General features: G+C 67.3%; 10 protein-coding genes. 5 read left to right on the forward strand and 5 right to left on the reverse strand.

From position 1 onward, the window contains the following. Positions 1-184: 184 nt before the first annotated feature. Entirely contained in the window at positions 185-1300 is a 1116-nt protein-coding gene (locus ACSQ2G_RS11065; protein ID WP_436030807.1) for an alpha/beta hydrolase, read from the forward strand. Between the two features lie 111 nt (positions 1301-1411). Here ACSQ2G_RS11065 and ACSQ2G_RS11070 read toward each other — a convergent pair whose 3' ends face one another. The 4 genes from ACSQ2G_RS11070 to ACSQ2G_RS11085 all read right to left on the reverse strand — a co-directional run bounded on the left by ACSQ2G_RS11070 (position 1412) and on the right by ACSQ2G_RS11085 (position 6751). Further along, complete coding sequence (locus ACSQ2G_RS11070) at positions 1412-2182, reverse strand: FadR/GntR family transcriptional regulator (protein WP_436030809.1); 771 nt, start codon at positions 2180-2182, stop codon at positions 1412-1414. 240 nt (positions 2183-2422) lie between these two features. Continuing rightward, positions 2423-3160: a FadR/GntR family transcriptional regulator gene (locus tag ACSQ2G_RS11075; protein WP_436030810.1), complete on the reverse strand. Its 738-nt coding sequence runs from the start codon at positions 3158-3160 to the stop codon at positions 2423-2425. Positions 3161-3344: 184 nt separating this feature from the next. After that, a complete protein-coding gene (locus ACSQ2G_RS11080) occupies positions 3345-4940 on the reverse strand; it encodes an alpha-N-arabinofuranosidase (RefSeq protein WP_436030812.1) in 1596 nt (531 codons plus the stop codon). Between the two features lie 47 nt (positions 4941-4987). Further along, positions 4988-6751 carry a glycoside hydrolase family 43 protein gene (locus tag ACSQ2G_RS11085; protein ID WP_436030814.1) on the reverse strand — a complete coding sequence of 588 codons (1764 nt, stop codon included), beginning with the start codon at positions 6749-6751 and terminating at the stop codon, positions 4988-4990. 289 nt (positions 6752-7040) lie between these two features. Here ACSQ2G_RS11085 and ACSQ2G_RS11090 point away from each other — a divergent pair, with 289 nt between their 5' ends. Next, entirely contained in the window at positions 7041-9386 is a 2346-nt protein-coding gene (locus tag ACSQ2G_RS11090; RefSeq protein WP_436030816.1) for a glycoside hydrolase family 95 protein, read from the forward strand. Continuing rightward, positions 9383-11770, forward strand: a complete 2388-nt coding sequence (locus ACSQ2G_RS11095) for a beta-L-arabinofuranosidase domain-containing protein (RefSeq protein ID WP_436030818.1) — start codon at positions 9383-9385, stop codon at positions 11768-11770. The genes ACSQ2G_RS11090 and ACSQ2G_RS11095 overlap by 4 nt, the downstream gene beginning before the upstream one ends. A 21-nt stretch (positions 11771-11791) precedes the next feature. On the opposite strand, the gene ACSQ2G_RS11100 is transcribed toward ACSQ2G_RS11095, so the two are convergent. Beyond that, positions 11792-12544 carry an IclR family transcriptional regulator gene (locus tag ACSQ2G_RS11100; RefSeq protein WP_436030820.1) on the reverse strand — a complete coding sequence of 251 codons (753 nt, stop codon included), beginning with the start codon at positions 12542-12544 and terminating at the stop codon, positions 11792-11794. A gap of 1042 nt (positions 12545-13586) precedes the next feature. Here ACSQ2G_RS11100 and ACSQ2G_RS11105 point away from each other — a divergent pair. Together ACSQ2G_RS11105 and galA are read left to right on the forward strand one after the other, a co-directional pair. Beyond that, a complete protein-coding gene (locus ACSQ2G_RS11105) occupies positions 13587-14405 on the forward strand; it encodes a FadR/GntR family transcriptional regulator (RefSeq protein WP_436030822.1) in 819 nt (272 codons plus the stop codon). Positions 14406-14434: 29 nt separating this feature from the next. After that, complete coding sequence (gene galA / locus ACSQ2G_RS11110) at positions 14435-17341, forward strand: beta-galactosidase GalA (protein ID WP_436030824.1); 2907 nt, start codon at positions 14435-14437, stop codon at positions 17339-17341. The last annotated feature ends 83 nt before the right edge of the window (positions 17342-17424 follow it).

The raw sequence follows: 17424 nt of genomic DNA on the forward strand, positions 1-17424 counted from the left end.
GTATTGGCCGCTCGCGTCAGTTCGCGATCGGCGGATGTTCAGCGCTGTTCATGGCTGCGAGTCGAGCCGGACAGCGCGGTGACTGACCGGCGGGCGATTGACACGCCGTGAATTTGCCGGACAAATGGTAGCGCTAACAGATCGCGCGGCGCAAGAGCCGGAACGCGCGGCAGGGGAGGCTTCGATGGCGATTCACGACACGCAAGACACGCAAAACACGCGGATGCACGCGTCGTGGTCCCGCGTGGGGCTTCTGACGCTCCTGGCGCTCCTGCTCGCCGCGCCGATCGCGGCCCGCGCCCAGGTAAAGACCGCCGCGCCGCCGCCCGTGGCCGGCGCCAAGCCGGCGGTGGTCCAGAAGATCAAGGTCCACTCGGTCGCCATCGAGGGCAATCTGGAGGGCGAGAACGCCGACCGCGACGTCTTCGTGGTACTGCCGCCAGGCTACGCCAGCCATCCCAAGCGGCGCTATCCCGTGGTCTACGCCCTGCACGGCTATTCCATCGGCGCCCAGCAGTGGATGGGCGAGATCCACGTTCCCCAAACGATCGAAGGCGCCTTCGCCAAGGGGGCCGGCGAAATGATCGTCGTTCTGCCCGACAGCAAGACCGTCCACAACGGTTCGATGTATTCCAGCTCGCGGACCACGGGCGATTTCGAGACCTTCGTCGCCAGGGATCTGGTCGCCTATATCGACAAGCACTATCGCACCCTGCCTGTCCGCGAGAGCCGCGGCCTAGTGGGCCACTCGATGGGCGGCTACGGCGTCAGCCGGATCGGCATGCGTCACGCCGACGTGTTCGGCGCGCTCTACATGATGAGCCCTTGCTGCCTGTCGCCGCGCGACGCCGGCCAACTGGGCGGCGAGGGCGCCGCGACGCTCGCCCAGGTCAAGACGCTCGAGGACGCCCAGAAGCTGCCGTGGGGCCTGCGCGCGCAACTGGCGACGGCCGCGGCCTGGTCGCCCAACCCGGACAAGCCGCCGCTGTTCCTGGACCTGCCGGTCGAGAACGGCGTGGCGCGACCGGAGATCCTGGCCAAGTGGGCCGCCAATGCGCCGCTAGCCTTCGTGGACCAGTATGTTTCCGCCCTCGCTCGCTACAAGGCCATAGCCATCGATGTCGGAGACCGCGACGGCCTGAAGGACGATGCGGCCAAGCTGCATGCGGCGCTGGATCGCTACGGGATCGCCAGCAGCTTCGAGATCTATGCGGGCGACCACACCAGCGGCGTTTCGGCCCGTTTGCAGGATAACGTCCTGCCGTTCTTCAGCCAGCACCTCGTCTTCCAGGCTCGCTGAGCCGCGTGATCGCGCCTCAGCCGGACGGCCGTGCCGGCGGAGGCCGTTCTGACGGCCGATCGCCTGAAGTTCCTGCCCGCCGCCGACGTCGAGTGAGGCGGCGTTGCGGCGCTAAAGCAAGAGACCGTCGTCGATCTGGACGCTATTGGCCAGCGGCGGCAGCTCGCTCGTTCCGCCGTGGGCGGCCTTGCGCACCCTTGGTCTGGAGCGCGTGTGACCGTCCTGGTCTTCGAACGCGACCGCCGCGGCGAGATAGCCGTCAAACAACGCCTTCACCGCTTGGCGGATCGCCTGGGAAGACCGGCGTAGGAGAGCTTCGCCCACCTGGCTCTGCAAGGCGCGGATCCCGCGGCCCGAGCGGGCGAGCGCGGCGTTGAGGGGAACGTAGAGGGCCGGCCGCCCCGCAGCCATGTCCCAGAGGTTGCGGATCGAAGCCAGGATCGCCGGGTTGCCGCTCCCCTGGGCGAGGGCGACATGAAAGTCTCGACAGTCCCTGGCGGTCATCAGGCCTGACGGGCTCAGGCTTGGGCTGGGCGCGAAGGGCGACGGTCCGTTCTCTTCCGGCAGGCCGGCGGCGAGGCTGGCGGCCTCGATCTCGAAGGCGCGGCAAGCTTCCAGCAGCGTCACCAGATCGACCGAGGCGGCAGGCCCCATGCTGCTGGTGGGCCGACGAGCGATCACCTGGCTGCCGACCCCAAGGTGCGACTCGATGAGGCCCAGGCACTCCAGGATGATCAGCGCTTCGCGGAAGGCCGTGCGGCTGGCCGGGAACTCTTCCAGCAACTCGCGCTCGGCGGGCAACCAGTCGCCGGGACGAAGGGCCCCGGCCTCGATACGGCCCATCAGTTCATAGGCCAGCCGATGCGGCGCCCGACGTCCCAAGGGCGTGTCTCGGGCGGGTCGCAGGGAAGCGAACGAAGGCATCGACGTCTCGGATTTACACGAACGAAATCTACGATTTCGTCGTCAAAACGTCGACCGATTTCTTATTGATAAGAATAATCTCACATATAAAAATCGTCATTCGAGGGCGCTTGTCGAGGCGACCATTTGCTGTCGCCTCGGGCCCAGAGCTTCAGTCTTGAAAAAATCGCGTCGACAGCGCCATGGCGCCCGCCGCGGCTACATGGCCGAGCGTGTGTCATCCAACGCCAGATCGACCAGCGCTCGCATCGCCGCGCTGGCGGCTTCCGGATCGCCGGCCGCGATCGCGTCGCAGACCTTGGCGTGGTCGGGCACCGGGTCGCGGGGCAGGGCGCGCGAACGCTGCTTGAACTCGGTCGTCCAGCTTACCGCGGCGCCGATGCTGGCGCTGAGGGCGATCATCGCGTCGTTGTGCGTGGCGCGCAGCAGCGCATCGTGGAAAGCGCGGTCGGCCGCCCGGCCGGTCTCGGTCGCCAGGGTATGGCGTCGCATCTTCGCCAAGGCGTCCTTCATCGCCTTGATGTCGTCCTTGTCGCGACGCTCGGCCGCGAAGCGGGCGGCGGCTGGCTCGACGACGGCGCGCAGTTCGAAAAGGTCGCGCACGAAGGCGAGGTCAGGCTCGGCGGCGAAGGCCCAGGCCAGGACCGTGGGGTCCAGAATGTTCCAGGAACTGCGGGGCAGAACCCGCGTGCCGGCCTTGGGACGACTTTCCACTAGGCCCTTGGCTGTGAGGACCTGAACGGCCTCCCGATAGGCGCCGCGCGAAACGTCGAGCGCTTCGGCGTTGGCGATTTCGCCGGTCAGCTTCTCTCCCGGCGCAATCTGGCCCGAAACGATCGCCGTGCCGAGGTAGTGGGCGACTGCGCCACGCAGGCGTCGGCCAGACCCTCTCGCCAATCGCTTGATCGGCTTGTCGTCCGGCTCGTCCAACGGCATAGGCGTGAGGCTCCTGGGTGCGAAGCGGTCTATAAGCGCAACCCAGTGAGGCTTGGCAAGTTGTCAGGCAATTTGCCGGCTGAAACGTCGCACCCCTTTTGGCGCGTCGCCTTAGAATATCAGGACTATTGTTCGGTATGCGAGTTCGCGGGGCGGTCTCGCAGGTCGCCCCGCGACTCAAAGGTCAGACCTTAGGCGCGAGCTGGACGACCAGGATCGACTTGGCGGGAACCTCGAGCGTGAGACCCTTGGCGGACGCCTTGGCCGAGTACGGCTTGGGCGCGACCGTGTTGGGTGCGTCGAAGGTGTTGATCGCATCGACGCGAGACGCCGTGAGCAATTGACCGCTGGCGCTGGCCGCCTTGAAGCCAGCCAAATCGATCGTCGCGCCCTTGGCCGGGTCGAGGTTGGTCACCGACAACCAGAGCTTGCCCTGGGTGTCGCGGACGGCCGTGGCGTCGATGCGCGGCAACTTGATGTCGCCTTGCGCATAGGTCCCCTTGTCGAAGCTGACCGGAACCAGGGTCGCGTCCTGGAAGGGCAGGTACATCTTGTAGACGTGGTAGGTGGGGGTGAGGACCATCTTGTCCTTGTCAGTCAGGATCATCGCCTGCAGCACGTTGATCATCTGAGCGATGTTGGTCATGCGCACGCGGTCGGCGTGGCGAGCGAAGATGTTCAGGTTGAGCGCGGCGACGATCGCGTCGCGCAGGGAGTTCTGCTGGGCCAGGAAGCCGGGAGTGCTGCCCTCCAGCGGCGCGAGCCAGACGCCCCATTCGTCGACGACCAGCGGCACCTTCTTGTCGGGATCGTACTTGTCCATGATCGCCGCGTGCTTGGCGATCAGGTCGTCCATGCCCAGCGTCTCCCGCAGCAGCTTGGCGTAGGCGGTTTCGTCGAAACGGGTGCTCGAATAGGACGGCGGCCATCCGCCGGTCGTGTAGGAGTGCAGCGACAGGCCTTCGATGTTCCAGGCCCAGTCGTGCGACTTCTGGGCGGCCATCACGGCCTCGGTATAGGCCGTGTCGCCCTGGTTGGGACCCACGGCGATCCGCTGCATGGCCTCGGCGCCGGTCTGCTTGGGATTGTAGTTTCGCACGAACCGCGCGTACCGCTTCATCTCGTCGGTATAGTAGTCGGGGCGCATGGCGCCGCCGCAGCTCCAGCTTTCGTTGCCGAGGCCCAGATACTTGACCTTGTAGGGCGCGGGATGGCCGTTGGCGGCGCGCTCCTTGCCCGCGGTGGTCTGCGGGTCGGCGGTCATGTACTCGACCCAGGCGGCGGCCTCCTCGACCGTGCCGGATCCGATATTGACCGAGACATAGGCCTCGCTGCCGATCTGGTCGACGAAGTCCATGAACTCGTCGGTGCCGAAGGTGTTGGGCTCGACCGCGCCGCCCCAGTTGGAATTGATCGTCTCGCGCCGGTTCGCGGCCGGGCCGATCCCGTGGCGCCAATGGTACTCGTCGGCGAAACAGCCGCCGGGCCAGCGGACATTGGGCACCTTGATGGCGCGCAGCGCCTCGACCACGTCGTTGCGGATCCCGCGCGTATTGGGGATCGGCGAGTCCTTGCCCACCCAGACGCCGCCGTAGACGCCTGTTCCCAGATGCTCGGCGAACTGGCCGAAGATGTTGCGGTCGATCTTGGGGCCTTGCGCGCCAGGGTCGATGCGCACGGTGATCGGCGGATCGGCCTCGGCCTGGGCTTGAACCAGGGTCGGCGCCCCCAGCGCCAAAGCCACGGCCCAAGCAGCCAGCGGCCGAGTCAGTCTGGTCATGTCGTCTTCCCCTTTGAGCATCGGCGCGCCTTTGGACAGCGTCGCCTTCAGTTTGTTCCGGCGGTCGAACTGGAGGCCGCGCCTAGCTCCGCGGTGTGGGCGTAGACGCCCAGCAGCGCGCCGACGAAGCCGCCCGCCGTCTTGGTCGAAAGGATCGTCCCGTCCTCGCCGGCTTTCAGGGTCTTCCACTGGCCCGGAGCGAGCGCGTAGGAGAAATCGTAAAGGCCGCCTCGGGCGGTGATTTTCAGCTGGATCGGGACGCCGGGCCTGAGCGTGACCGGAGCGCTGGCGACCTCCACGCCGTCGGCGGCGTCCTTCGGGCCGGCGCGGCGCTCGAGCACCACCTTGTCTCGGCCGTTGGCGTCCCGGGTCAGGCCCAGGAAGAAGAAGTGGTCGTCGTTCTGCACGGCGACCATGCCGGCCTTGTCACCAATCTTGGTCGGGGCAAAGCGCATCTGGGTCGAGGCGCTGGCGTTGATATGCTGCTGGCGACGCCCCCAGAACGACGGCTGGGTCATGCCGCCGATCGTTTCAGGGCGCGCGGTGAGGACCAGCCTGCCGCCTTCGAGCCGCCACCAGCGCTGCTGCGGGATCCGCATGGTCACCCAGTTGAGCGGCAGGGCCTTGCCGTCGAACTCGTCGCGAGCCGTGAAGGCGCCGGCGGTCGGCGGCGGGGTCGGCGTGGTCGCGGGCAGGTTCGGCTTGGTCTGGACGTAGGGGATGGTCTTGCCGTTCTCCAGGATGATTGGCCAGCCGTCCTTCCACTCGACAGGCAGCAGGAAGGTCTCGCGGCCGGTGTTGTAGAGATCGTCGCCATAGGGCCGCACCGCCAGGAACGTCGCCCACCACTTGCCGTCCGGGGTGTCGACCAGCGTGGCGTGCCCGGCCGAGGTGATCGGCAGCGGACGGTTCTTGGGCAGGCCCCGCTGGGTCAGGATGGGATTGTGCGCGTAGGGAACATACGGCCCCAACGCGTCCTTCGACCGCAGGACCACCTGGCTGTGGCCCTCGGCAGTGCCGCCCTCGGCGGCGACCAGATAATACCAGCCGTCCTTCTTGAGGATGTGAGGGCCCTCGGGCCAGATGGGCTTGGCCGCCGGATTGACGCCCTTGTCGAGCAGGAGCTTGGGGGCGCCGACGGTCTTCCTGGCCTCGACGTCGTAGCCGATCGCCCAGATGGCGCGGTGGCCTTTGTATTCGGGCGGGCCCGGAGGCGCGCCGTTGAAGACGATCAGGGCGCCGCCGTCGTCGTCGAAGAAGAGATACGGATCGATGCCCTCGACCGCCGGCAGCCACACCGGGTCCGACCAGGGGCCCTTCGGATCCTTGGCTGTGATCAGGAAATTGCCGCCGCAGTCGACGCAGGTGTTCAGGATATAGAAGACGCCGTCGCGGTGGCTCAGGGTCGGCGCGAAGACCGCCCGCGACAGGCCCAGGCGTTTGAAGTCGAGCATGCCAGGGCGATCGATGGCGTTGCCGATCTGGTTCCAGTGCACCAGGTCGGTGGAGTGGAAGACCGGAAGCCCCGGGAACCAGGCGAAGGTCGAGCTGACGAAATAGAAGTCCTTGCCGACCCGCATCACGGCCGGGTCGGGATAGGTGCCCTTGAGGATGGGGTTGGCGTACTGGGTCGGGCCTGGCTTGAATGCGGCGTCCGACGGGTCGGCGCCCGTATATTCGAACCAGTCGAACGTCGCCTCGGGGGCGGTGGAGCGACCCTCGGCTGGCCGTCGGCCAGTCTCGATGGGGGCGCGAGCCTGGGCGGCGCCGGCGGCCAGAAGGGAAAGGGCGATGAGGCTTTCACGGATCATCTGGCGTCGGTTCCTCCAAGAGCGCGGTTGAGGTCGCGGCTGTTCTTATGTCCGGCAAATCGCTCGACGACACGTCGGCGTTGAACCAGACTTTCGGTCATCTTAATTTGGTGAAAAATAAATGGTAGCGCTAACTTTGAAGGGGCGGCCCCGCCGTGGACGATCCAAGATCGTCTTGCGCCAAGATGGCGTCGCCGTATCTTGTCGGAGTAATTCGACTCGACGGGCTAGGTGGCTCGATCCGCTTTAGCGCCGTCCGACGATTTTCCAATCCCGCTTCGAGAGTCCCATGACCCTGACACGCCGGTCCACGCTCGCCGCCCTCGGTGCTTCCACGGCGCTGGCCAATGCTCCGGCCCGGGCCGCGACGTCCAAGGGCTCGCCGCCGCGCCTCTGGTACCGCCAGCCCGCCCGGGAATGGGTCGAGGCCCTGCCGGTCGGCTCGGGCAAGCTGGGGGCGATGGTGTTCGGCGGCGTCGCGGCCGAGCGGCTGCAACTGAACGAGGACACCCTGTGGGCCGGCGGCCCCTACGATCCCGCCAATCCCGAGGCCCTGGCCGCCTTGCCGGAGATCCGCCGGCTGATCGATGCGGGCGAGTACGCCAAGGCCACCCAACTGGCCGAGGCCAAGTTCATGGGCGCGCCCAAGCGCCAGATGTCCTACCAGACGATCGGCGACCTGAAGCTCGAGTTCCCGGGTCTGGCGGAGGCGGCGAGCGACTATGTCCGCGACCTGGACATCGACGGGGCGATCGCCACGACGACCTTCACCGCCGACGGCGTCCGCCATGTCCGCGAAGTGATCGCCAGCGCGCCGGATGGCGTGATCGCCGTTCGCCTCACGGCCAGTCGCAAGGGCGCGATCACCGTGGATCTCGGTTTCGCCAGCCCACTGAAGTCCAAGCCCGTCGCCTCGGTCCAAGGGACGGCCCTGGTGCTGACGGGCGGCAATGACAGCCAGCAGGGCGTCCCCGCCCAGCTGAAGTTCGAGTGCCGCGTCGAGGTCCGCGCCAAGGGCGGCCGGGTGGCCGGGCAGGGCGGCAAGCTCTCGGTGACCGGCGCCGACGAGGTGCTGCTGCTGATCACCGCCGCCACCAGCTATCGCCGCTATGACGACGTGTCGGGTGATCCGACGGCGCTGAACAAGGCCGCCCTGGCCAGGCTGGCCGGCAAGCCCTGGGCCAGGCTGTTGGCCGACCACCAGGCCGACCACCGCGTCCTGTTTCGACGGGTCGGCGTCGACTTCGGCCGCACGCGCGCCGACCTGCTGCCCACCGACGAGCGGATCAAGCGCTCGCCGACCACCGACGACCCGTCCCTGGCCGCGCTCTATTTTCAGTACGGCCGCTATCTGCTGATCGCCTGCTCGCGCCCGGGCAGCCAGCCGGCCAACCTGCAGGGCGTCTGGAACGACAAGACCGACGCGCCCTGGGGAAGCAAATACACGATCAACATCAACACCGAGATGAACTACTGGCCGGCCGAGCCGACCAACCTTCCCGAACTGGTCGAGCCGCTGATCGCGCTCGTGCGGGATATCGCCCAGACCGGGACGACCACGGCGAAGGTGATGTACGGCGCGCGCGGCTGGGTCGCCCATCACAACACCGATCTTTGGCGGGCCACCGCGCCGATCGACGGGGCGATGTACGGCGTCTGGCCCACGGGCGGCGCCTGGCTGTGCAAGCACGTCTATGACCACTACGACTACAATCGCGACCGCGCCTACCTCGCGCGGGTCTATCCGCTGATGAAGGGCTCGGCGCGGTTCTTCCTCGACACCCTGGTGGTGGATCCGAAGTTCGGGGTGCTGGTCACCAATCCGTCGCTCTCGCCGGAGAACGACCACGGCCACGGCTCGTCCCTGGTCGCCGGTCCGACCATGGACCAGGCGATCGTGCGGGACCTGTTCGAGAACTGTCTGAAGGCCGAGACCATCCTGGGTCCGGACCAGGCCTTCGTCGCCGAACTGAAGGCGGCGCGCGACAAGCTGGCGCCCTACAGGATCGGCAAGGACGGCCAGCTCCAGGAGTGGCAGGAGGACTGGGACGCCGACGCCGTCGACATCCATCACCGCCACGTCTCGCATCTCTACGGCCTGTTCCCGTCCGACCAGATCGGGATCGACACGACGCCGAAGCTGGCGGCGGCGGCCAGGACCTCGCTGCTGACGCGCGGCGACCTCGCCACCGGCTGGGCCATCGCCTGGCGGCTGAACCTGTGGGCGCGGCTGAGCGACGGCGACCACGCTCACAACGTGCTCAAACTGCTGCTAGGGCCGGAACGGACCTATCCGAACATGTTCGACGCCCATCCGCCGTTCCAGATCGACGGCAATTTCGGCGGGACCTCGGGCATGACCGAGATGGTTCTGCAAAGCCGCAACGACAGGATCTACCTGCTGCCGGCCCTGCCGTCGGCCTGGCCGACCGGCCGCATGACAGGCTTGCGGGCGCGCGGCGCGGTTGGTGTCGATGTCCATTGGGCTGGCGGCAAGCTGACCGAGGCGGTGCTGACGGCCAGCATCGACGGGCGCGTCACCGTCGTCCATGCCGGTTCCAGCCTGGACGTCGACCTTCACCGCGGACGACCCGTGCGGCTGGCCGTGGTTCAGGGCGCCTTGGTGAGAGCATGAGCGATCCGCGCGTGGGGCAATCTGGTTTGCCGCGGATGCCGTCCGGCCTGAACGCGGCTCATCTCAGCCGCCGGGAATTGCTGCTCACCGGGAGCCTTCTATCGGCGGCCTTCGTCAGCGCGCCGGGCCTGGCGATGGCCTCGGACCGTGGGATCGAAGCGGTTCCCGCACGGTACGTGAGCCTCGCGCCGTCGGCCTTCAGCGACGCCATGGCCGCCAATCGCCGCTACCTCCTGGCCTTGGATCCAGAGCGACTGCTGCACAATTTCTACTGGTCGGCGGGGTTGAAGGCCGACAAGCCGCGCTACGGCGGCTGGGAAAGCGCGAGCATCGCCGGCCACACCCTGGGCCATTGGCTGTCGGCCTGCAGTCTCACGGTGGCCAACACCGGAGATCCGGAAGTGGCGGCGGTTCTCGATCGCACGCTGGCCGAGATGGCGAAGATCCAGCGGGCCGAAGGCGATGGCTATCTTGGCGGCACGACGGCCGAGCGCGGCGGCCAGGAAGTTCCGGGCAAGGTCATCTTCGAGGAAGTGCGACGTGGCCAGATCGAGGCGACCTGGGCGCTGAACGGCGGATGGGTCCCGCTCTATACGTATCACAAGGTCCTGGCCGGGGTGATCGACGCGCACCTGCTCGCCGGGAACGACAGGGCGCTGCCGATCGCTCTGGGCCTGGCCGCGTACCTGGCCGGCGTGCTCGAACCGCTTTCGGACGCCCAGATCCAGAAGGTGCTGTCGGTCGAGCATGGCGGCATCCTGGAATCCTATGCCGAGCTTAATGCGATCACGGGTCAGGCCCGCTGGCTGCGCCTGGCCGAGCGGCTACGCCACCAGGCCGTCGTCGAGCCGTTGATCGCGCGTCGCGATACGCTGGATGGGCTGCACGCCAATACCCAGATCCCGAAGATCATCGGCCTGGCGCGGCTCTACGAAACCAGCGGCAAGACCGAGTACCGCGACGCCGCCCGCTTCTTTCACCAGACCGTGGTCGACCACCACAGCTACGTGATCGGCGGCAATTCGGAGCGCGAGCATTTTGGCCCGCCCGACCAGTTTGGCGACCGCCTGACCACGGCCACCTGCGAAGCGTGCAACACCTACAACATGCTGAAGCTGACGCGACGGCTGTTCACCTGGCGGCCAGAGGGCGCCTTGTTCGACTACTACGAGCGCGCCCAGCTCAATCATATCCTGGCGCATCAGCGTCCCGACACCGGCCAGTTCGCCTATTTCATGCCGCTGCAAGCCGGCGCCAAGCGCGACTACTCCACGGCCGAGAACAGTTTCTGGTGCTGCGTCGGATCGGGGATGGAAAGCCACGCCAAGCACGCCGATTCGATCTACTGGCGCGATTCGGCCTCCCTCTACGTGAACCTGTTCATCCCTTCGACGCTGGACCTGCCGGGCGGGATCAAGCTGGTGATGGAAACCCGCTATCCCGAGAGCGCCGAGGTCGCCATCCGTGTGGACCGCGCGCCCGCCCACCCGACGGCCCTGGCCATTCGATGTCCCGGTTGGGCCGAGGGCGCTACGATCACGCTCAACGGCCGCCATCTCCCGGTCAAGGTGGTCGACGGCTACTGGCGCATCGCGCGCGACTGGCGAGCGGGGGACCGGATCGCGGTGACCCTGCCGAGTTCGCTGCGCGCCGTCGCCCTGAAGGGAGCCACCGACACCTACGCCTTCATGAGCGGCCCGCTGGTGCTGGCGTCCGACCTGGGCCCCGCGGCGGCGGCCTTCGACGGCGCGCCGCCGGCCCTTCTGAGCCAGGCCGCGCCCATCGACGCCTTGAAGCCCGGCGGCGGCCTCCACCACTACTCGGCGACGAGCGTCCTGGGTCAAGACCAGACCCTGCGTCCGTTCTACGCCATGTATGACCGGCGCGCGGCGGTCTATTTCCCGACCTTCACGCCAGCCACCTGGGCCGAGGGCGGCCAAGCCTATCTCGCCGCCGAGGCGCAACGGGCGGATCTGGCGCGGCGCACGATCGACGTGTTCCATATCGGCGAGATGCAGCCCGAGCGCGACCACGACCTGGAGGCCACCGGCGGCGCCCCCGACACCTTCTACGGGCGACACAATCGCTCCATTCCCCAGGGCGCTGAAGTCTCGTTCACGATGGCCCGACGGCCCGGCGCGGCGATCCTGCAGGTGACCTACTGGGGCGATAACGTCGACCGGGAACTCGCGATCGAGGTCGACGGCGTCGAAATCGCCGTGGAGCGCAGGCCGGGACCAGGACGGGGCGACTGGGTGGTCGTCGACTATCCGGCGCCGCCCACGACCTTGGCCCAGTCGAAGGTGAAGCTGATCGGCCGCAAGAACACCAGCGTCGTCTACGGCCTGGCCTTCATCGAGCCGCCGCGACGGTCGACATCATGACCTCGGCAGGCTCCGCCTCTGTCAGGTGATGCCTTGGATCTCGCTCGAAATCACCGCGGCGGTGGCCATCACCTCGGCGATGATCTCGTCGGCCAGCCGCATGCCACGCTTATAGATGTAGGGCATGGTCAGGGCCGCGACCGCGGCGCCGTCGGCCATGATCGGCGACGAGACGTCTGTGACGTTGGGCACGAGATCGCTCTCGGCGCGCCAATAGCCCTGCCGGGCCACCTGCTCGGCGTTGGCCAGGAACGTGGCCTGGTCGGCCTCGGAGACGCCGTCGAAGATCACCTCGCGCCATCTGGCCTGCACCGGCGGCGGCTGAAAGGCGTAGAGCACCATGCCCGAAGTGGCTTCCACGATGTCGCGCCGGTGGCCGGTGCGCACCGAGTAGCCGTAGTAGCCGGGGTTTTCGATCCGGGCGACGACGACGATCTGTTCGCGTGAAGCCTGGGCGAGGTGGCAGGATTGCTCGACCCGTGCGGCCAGTTCGCGCATCTGTGGAAGCGCCGCCTCCAGCAGAGTCTTGACCGGAGCCCGCGCCATGCCGAGCCGAAACAGCCGGTTCGTCAACGCATAGCCTTCCGCGCCTGGGACCGTCTCGATGAAGCCCTTGAACTCCAGAACGTGGATCATCCGGAAGATCTCGCCGACGGACTTTTCCAGCGCCACCGAGATCTGGGACAGCGTCATGGCCTGACCGTGGCTCGCCAGCAGATCGAGGATATCCAGCCCTTTTTCCAGGGCGGGCGCGGTGTACTTGCGATCCGACATGGCGAGACCTTCGAAAACCCAGGCTCCAGCCTCTAGCTTTCGCCGCGCTCCCGGGCAAGCGGACGCTTGCGGGACCGTGTGTTCAAGCGCGCGTCTTGGAACGACGCCGAGGTAGCGGCTCGTGGTGGGCGAGGTTCGCGAAGGCTGCGCGGAGCGCTGGCCGCTTCCTCTTGGCGTCGCTACCGAAAACGTCTTTGGTTCGAGTTCCAGTCGGGGGCGCCTTTCGAGGCGACGGCGTCTCGATCGATGTCGCCGGATTTTCTGCAACGCCGTGCTTGGCCGTCGCGCCTCAGCCTTTGAGACGGGCGTTCGTCACGGCGTGGAAGAGGGAGCAGCGTCGTTCGCCAAGTCTCAAAGACAGGCGCCCATATGAAAACATCTGCATATATACAATAACGAGCTAATTTTCGGGCAGAAATTACCTTTTTCTGTGTCTGGTGAATTTTGCCGACCCTTCGGCAGGCGACCCGCGAGGGCGGTGGCTGATCCTTCCGCGCGAGGGTGCGAGCGCCAGGCCTGTCCCGGTGATTTATTTAAATTGTCTGATTAATTATCCTTCCGGATGACGCCAGCGTATGGGTGCTGCGGAGGGCTGATCTAACAGCTCTAGCAAGGTATCGCATCGAAAATACAGTCAGTTATGCTCGCTAGATCCGCCTTTCGGATCGAGGATCTGGGTCAGCTTCTGTTTCCTGCAATGCTACCGGTGTCAGCGACATGGCGCCACATCCTGAAGATTTCACCATATTTGTATGAGGAATAGGCTTGCTAATTTGCGGCGATGAGGTAGGTCGGTAGGGTGATGACAGCGTTGCCATTCTGCGACGCGTCGCTGCGGTTCGGTCGGCGCCCAGAGAGCGCCAGGACCCCGGTAGGCAAATGGGAGGGTTAAAAATGCTTCGGAGGCAAAGCGTTTGACGTGCGATGCTACCGCTCAGGCGATGTCCTCTCTTGCCAAACTTTTGAAGGGCGAGGGCATGCCGGCGCCGGCGGGCGTGATGCTCGAACGGCCGGGCTTGGTGGCGACACGGGCGATTCCGTGATGCGCGCCGAGGGAAACGCGGGACGTCGCGGACAAGAGGCCGGCGAGGAGGAACCGGGGCGTGGCGCCGGGGCCGAGGAGGTCCTGCCGTCCGAGGCGGCGCTCTTGGTCGCGGCCGGACCCGATCGGCGCGCCGAGAACGAGGGGCGGTCATCCTGGCCAGGACTGGGCCTGGAGCGCCCACGTTCGGCCCATGATCAGATGTTGCGTGTCCTGGCGCTTGAGATCATGGACGGCGCCTACGACGTGACCGGCTTTCCCAGCGAGGCGGCGCTGCTGGGCCGTTTCCAGGTCTCCCGTTCTTTCCTGCGCGAGGTCATTCGCGGCCTGACCGCGAAGGGATTTCTGAGCGTCAAGACGCGTGTCGGAGCGACGGTCCGGCGAGCCGAGCACTGGAGCCACTTCGATCGCGACGTCCTGAGATGGCGCCTCAGCGCCGGTGACAACCCGGTGTTTGGCGAAGACTTGCGGGCGATGTGCCTGGGGTTGGAGTGCGAGGCGGCGCGCCGGGCGGCCAAGCGGCGTTCGCTTGATGATCTACAGGTCCTGGATCAATGCCTGGCCGACCTCGCGGCCGATCCCTCCGACACGGCGATCCGGATTATTCAGCGGGTCTTCAGGCTGACGATCTGCGCGGCGTCCGACCGACCGGTGATGCGCTCGCTGTCCGGGCTGATCGAGGCTCAACTGCTGCTGGACGCCCGCTGGAAGCGCGGATCGACGGCGGACCGATCCAGGGCGATGCGCAGGGTCTTTTACGCCGTCCGGGACGGTGACGAGGTCGCCGCCGCCGCCGCCATGCGCCAGGTGATAGGTTGAGCGCAGGCCGAAGACGTCGGGAGGGCGACATGAATGAGAAGGCCAGCGTGACCGTGGATCGCCGCCGTTTCCTGTGGGCGACCTCGGCCATCGCGCTGGGCGCCGCGGGCGGCGCGCCAGGCCTGGTCTGGGCGAGCGCGGGCGACGTCGCGGAGTCGGGTCGGTCCTATCCGAGGCCGCAGCTCAAGGCGCCCGGCGCCCGGACGTCGCTGGACCAGGGCTGGCGTTTCCACTTGGGCGACGTGCCGTTTCCGAAGGTCAAGGGCCACGGCTGGTCCTACGCCAACGCCAAGGCCGGGAACGCCCAGGGCGCCGCCTCGTCCGAATACGACGACAGCGACTGGCGCGAACTGGACCTGCCCCACGACTGGGTGGTGGAGGGGCCGTTCGACAAGGACGAGAACCTCTCCCAGGGCTATCGTCCGCGCGGCAAAGCCTGGTACCGCCGCGCCCTGCGGCTGGATCCCGCCGATCGCGGCAAGCACATCTCCATCGAGTTCGGGGCCATCGCCACCCAGGCGACGGTCTGGTTCAACGGCAGCGTCGTGGCCCATAACTGGAGCGGCTACAACGCCCTGCAGATCGACCTCACCCCGTTCGCCCGTTACGGCGACGAACTCAACAGCATCGCCGTGCGGGTCGACGCCGACCCGATGGAGGGCTGGTGGTACGAGGGCGGCGGCATCTATCGCCACGTCTGGCTGACCAAGCGCGCGGCCGTGCACATCGCCGACGACGGCGTCCATGCCGTCCCGCGGCGAGACGGGCAGGGGCGCTGGACCCTGCCGGTCGTCGCCACCCTGGGCAATATCGGCCCCAAGGCCGAGGCGGTGGAGGTCGAGGCCCAACTGGTCGATCCCTGGGGCAAGGTGGTGGGCGCGGGGCGCGTCGCGGCCGAAGTCCCATCGCTGGACCAGGCCGAGGCCCGGCTGGTGCTGAAGGTCGCGAGCCCGCGCCTCTGGTCGGTCGACGATCCAGCGCTCTACACGGTGCGCACCCGTGTCTTGCAGGCCGGCCAGAGGGTCGACGAGGCGATCACCTCGACAGGCTTCCGGACGCTGCGGTTCGACGCCGACCAGGGCTTCTTCCTCAACGATCGATCGCTGAAGATCCAGGGCGTCTGCCTGCACCAGGACCATGCCGGGGTCGGCGTGGCCGTGCCCGACAGCCTGTGGGATTTCCGGCTGCGCCGGGTCAAGGCCATGGGCGCCAACGCCGTTCGCTGCGCCCACAACGCTCCGGCGCCGGAGATGCTGGAGGCGGCCGACCGGCTGGGCGTGCTGATCCTCGACGAGAACCGCAACTTCAATCCCAGCCCCGACTACATGCGGCAACTGGAATGGCTGATCCGCCGCGACCGCAACCACCCCAGCGTCTTCCTGTGGTCGGTGTTCAACGAGGAGCCCATGCAGGGCACCGAGGCGGGCTACCAGATGGTTCGGCGCATGGTCGCCGCCGTCAAGCGGCTGGACGACAGCCGCTTGGTCACCGCCGCGATGAACGACGGCATGTTCAACCCGATCAATGTCTCCCAGGCCGTCGACGTGGTCGGCTTCAACTACCAGTCCGACAACTACGACCGCTTCCACGCCGAGCATCCGAACCTGCCGATGATGAGTTCGGAGGACACCTCCGCGTTCATGACCCGGGGCGAATGGTTCACCGATCGCGCGCGCAACATCCTGGCCGAGAACGACGAGGAGCCGTCGTCCTGGGGCACCACCCACCGCAAGGGCTGGGAGGCGATCGCCAAGCGTCCGTTCGTGGCGGGGGCGTTCCTGTGGTCGGGCATCGACTATCGCGGCGAACCGACCCCGTTCGAATGGCCCTCGGCCAGCTCGTTCTTCGGGGCCATGGACCTGTGCGGCTTCCCAAAGATGGCGTTCTTCCTGCACCGGGCCCAGTGGATCAAGGACCGGCCGCTGCTGGATCTGGCCCCGCACTGGACCTGGCCGGGCAAGGAGGGCCAGCCGATCAAGGTCATGGCGCTGACCAACGCCGAAGAGGTCGAGCTGCGCCTCAACGGCAAGCCGGTCTCGCGCCAGGCGGTCGATCCCTTCGTCATGCCGTCCTGGACCGTGCCCTATGCGCCCGGACGCCTGGAGGCGATCGGCTATGTCGGCGGCAAGCCGGTGTCGAAGGCGGTCGTCGAGACCGCCGGTCCGCCCGTCGCCCTACGCCTGACGCCGGACCGAACCGTCCTGACCGGCGACGGCGCCGACGCCGCGCCGATCACTGTCGAGGCGCTGGACAAGGCGGGAAGGGTGGTCCCCACGGCCAACCTGCCGGTGACCTTCGAGATCGCCAACGGGCGGATCATCGGCCTGGGCAATGGCGATCCCAACTGCCACGAACCGGAGAAGGGCAATGCCCGCAGCCTGTTCAACGGCCTGGCCCAGGTGATCGTGCAGAGCGATCGCGACTCCAGCGGCGTCCTGCGCCTGACGGCCTCGGCGCCGGGACTGCGATCCGCGCAGACCCAGCTGTCGCTCCAGCCCGGCGCGCGACTGATGGAGCCGCGGACTCCGCCCAGCTCGATCCTCTCCGATTGGCGCGTCTCGCCGGTGACCCGCGTTCGTCCCGACCCGTCGACCAAGCCGGCCGACAACGACATGAACTCCTGGACCTGGACAAGGCCGGGATTGCTGCAGGACGCCGATCCCGAGGGCGGCTTCGTCCTCTATCGCGCGACCTTCACGCCCCGGGCGACGGTGAGGCGGGCCGGCGGAAGGCTGCTGTTCGGCCGCCTGAACGGACCGGCCGAGATCTATGTCGACGGCGTCAAGGTCGCGGCCAGGACGGATACGTCGCCCGGAGCCCTGACGGCGCCGCTGCCGGCGAAGGAGGGCCAGCGGACCGTGGCGGTGCTGATGGCCGTCGCCCCCGGCCGACCGTTCGGCATGAGCGCGGAGGTGATCGTCGCCGAGCGCGAGTGAACGCGGCAGATTGACCGGGAGGCCGGTCAAACCCTCGTCCAGCAGATCGACCCCGCCGTTCGTGCGGGGGCATGGAGTTTTCT

The organism is Caulobacter sp. LjRoot300 (assembly GCF_964253875.1).
GTDB lineage: Bacteria > Pseudomonadota > Alphaproteobacteria > Caulobacterales > Caulobacteraceae > Caulobacter.

Coding starts and splice junctions, on each gene's coding strand:
- ACSQ2G_RS11065 (WP_436030807.1), top strand. CDS start 185: ATGGCGATTCACGACACGCAAGACACGCAAAACACGCGGATGCACGCG.
- ACSQ2G_RS11075 (WP_436030810.1), bottom strand. CDS start 3,160: ATGCCGTTGGACGAGCCGGACGACAAGCCGATCAAGCGATTGGCGAGA.
- ACSQ2G_RS11080 (WP_436030812.1), bottom strand. CDS start 4,940: ATGACCAGACTGACTCGGCCGCTGGCTGCTTGGGCCGTGGCTTTGGCG.
- ACSQ2G_RS11085 (WP_436030814.1), bottom strand. CDS start 6,751: ATGATCCGTGAAAGCCTCATCGCCCTTTCCCTTCTGGCCGCCGGCGCC.
- ACSQ2G_RS11090 (WP_436030816.1), top strand. CDS start 7,041: ATGACCCTGACACGCCGGTCCACGCTCGCCGCCCTCGGTGCTTCCACG.
- ACSQ2G_RS11095 (WP_436030818.1), top strand. CDS start 9,383: ATGAGCGATCCGCGCGTGGGGCAATCTGGTTTGCCGCGGATGCCGTCC.
- ACSQ2G_RS11100 (WP_436030820.1), bottom strand. CDS start 12,544: ATGTCGGATCGCAAGTACACCGCGCCCGCCCTGGAAAAAGGGCTGGAT.
- ACSQ2G_RS11105 (WP_436030822.1), top strand. CDS start 13,587: ATGCGCGCCGAGGGAAACGCGGGACGTCGCGGACAAGAGGCCGGCGAG.
- galA (WP_436030824.1), top strand. CDS start 14,435: ATGAATGAGAAGGCCAGCGTGACCGTGGATCGCCGCCGTTTCCTGTGG.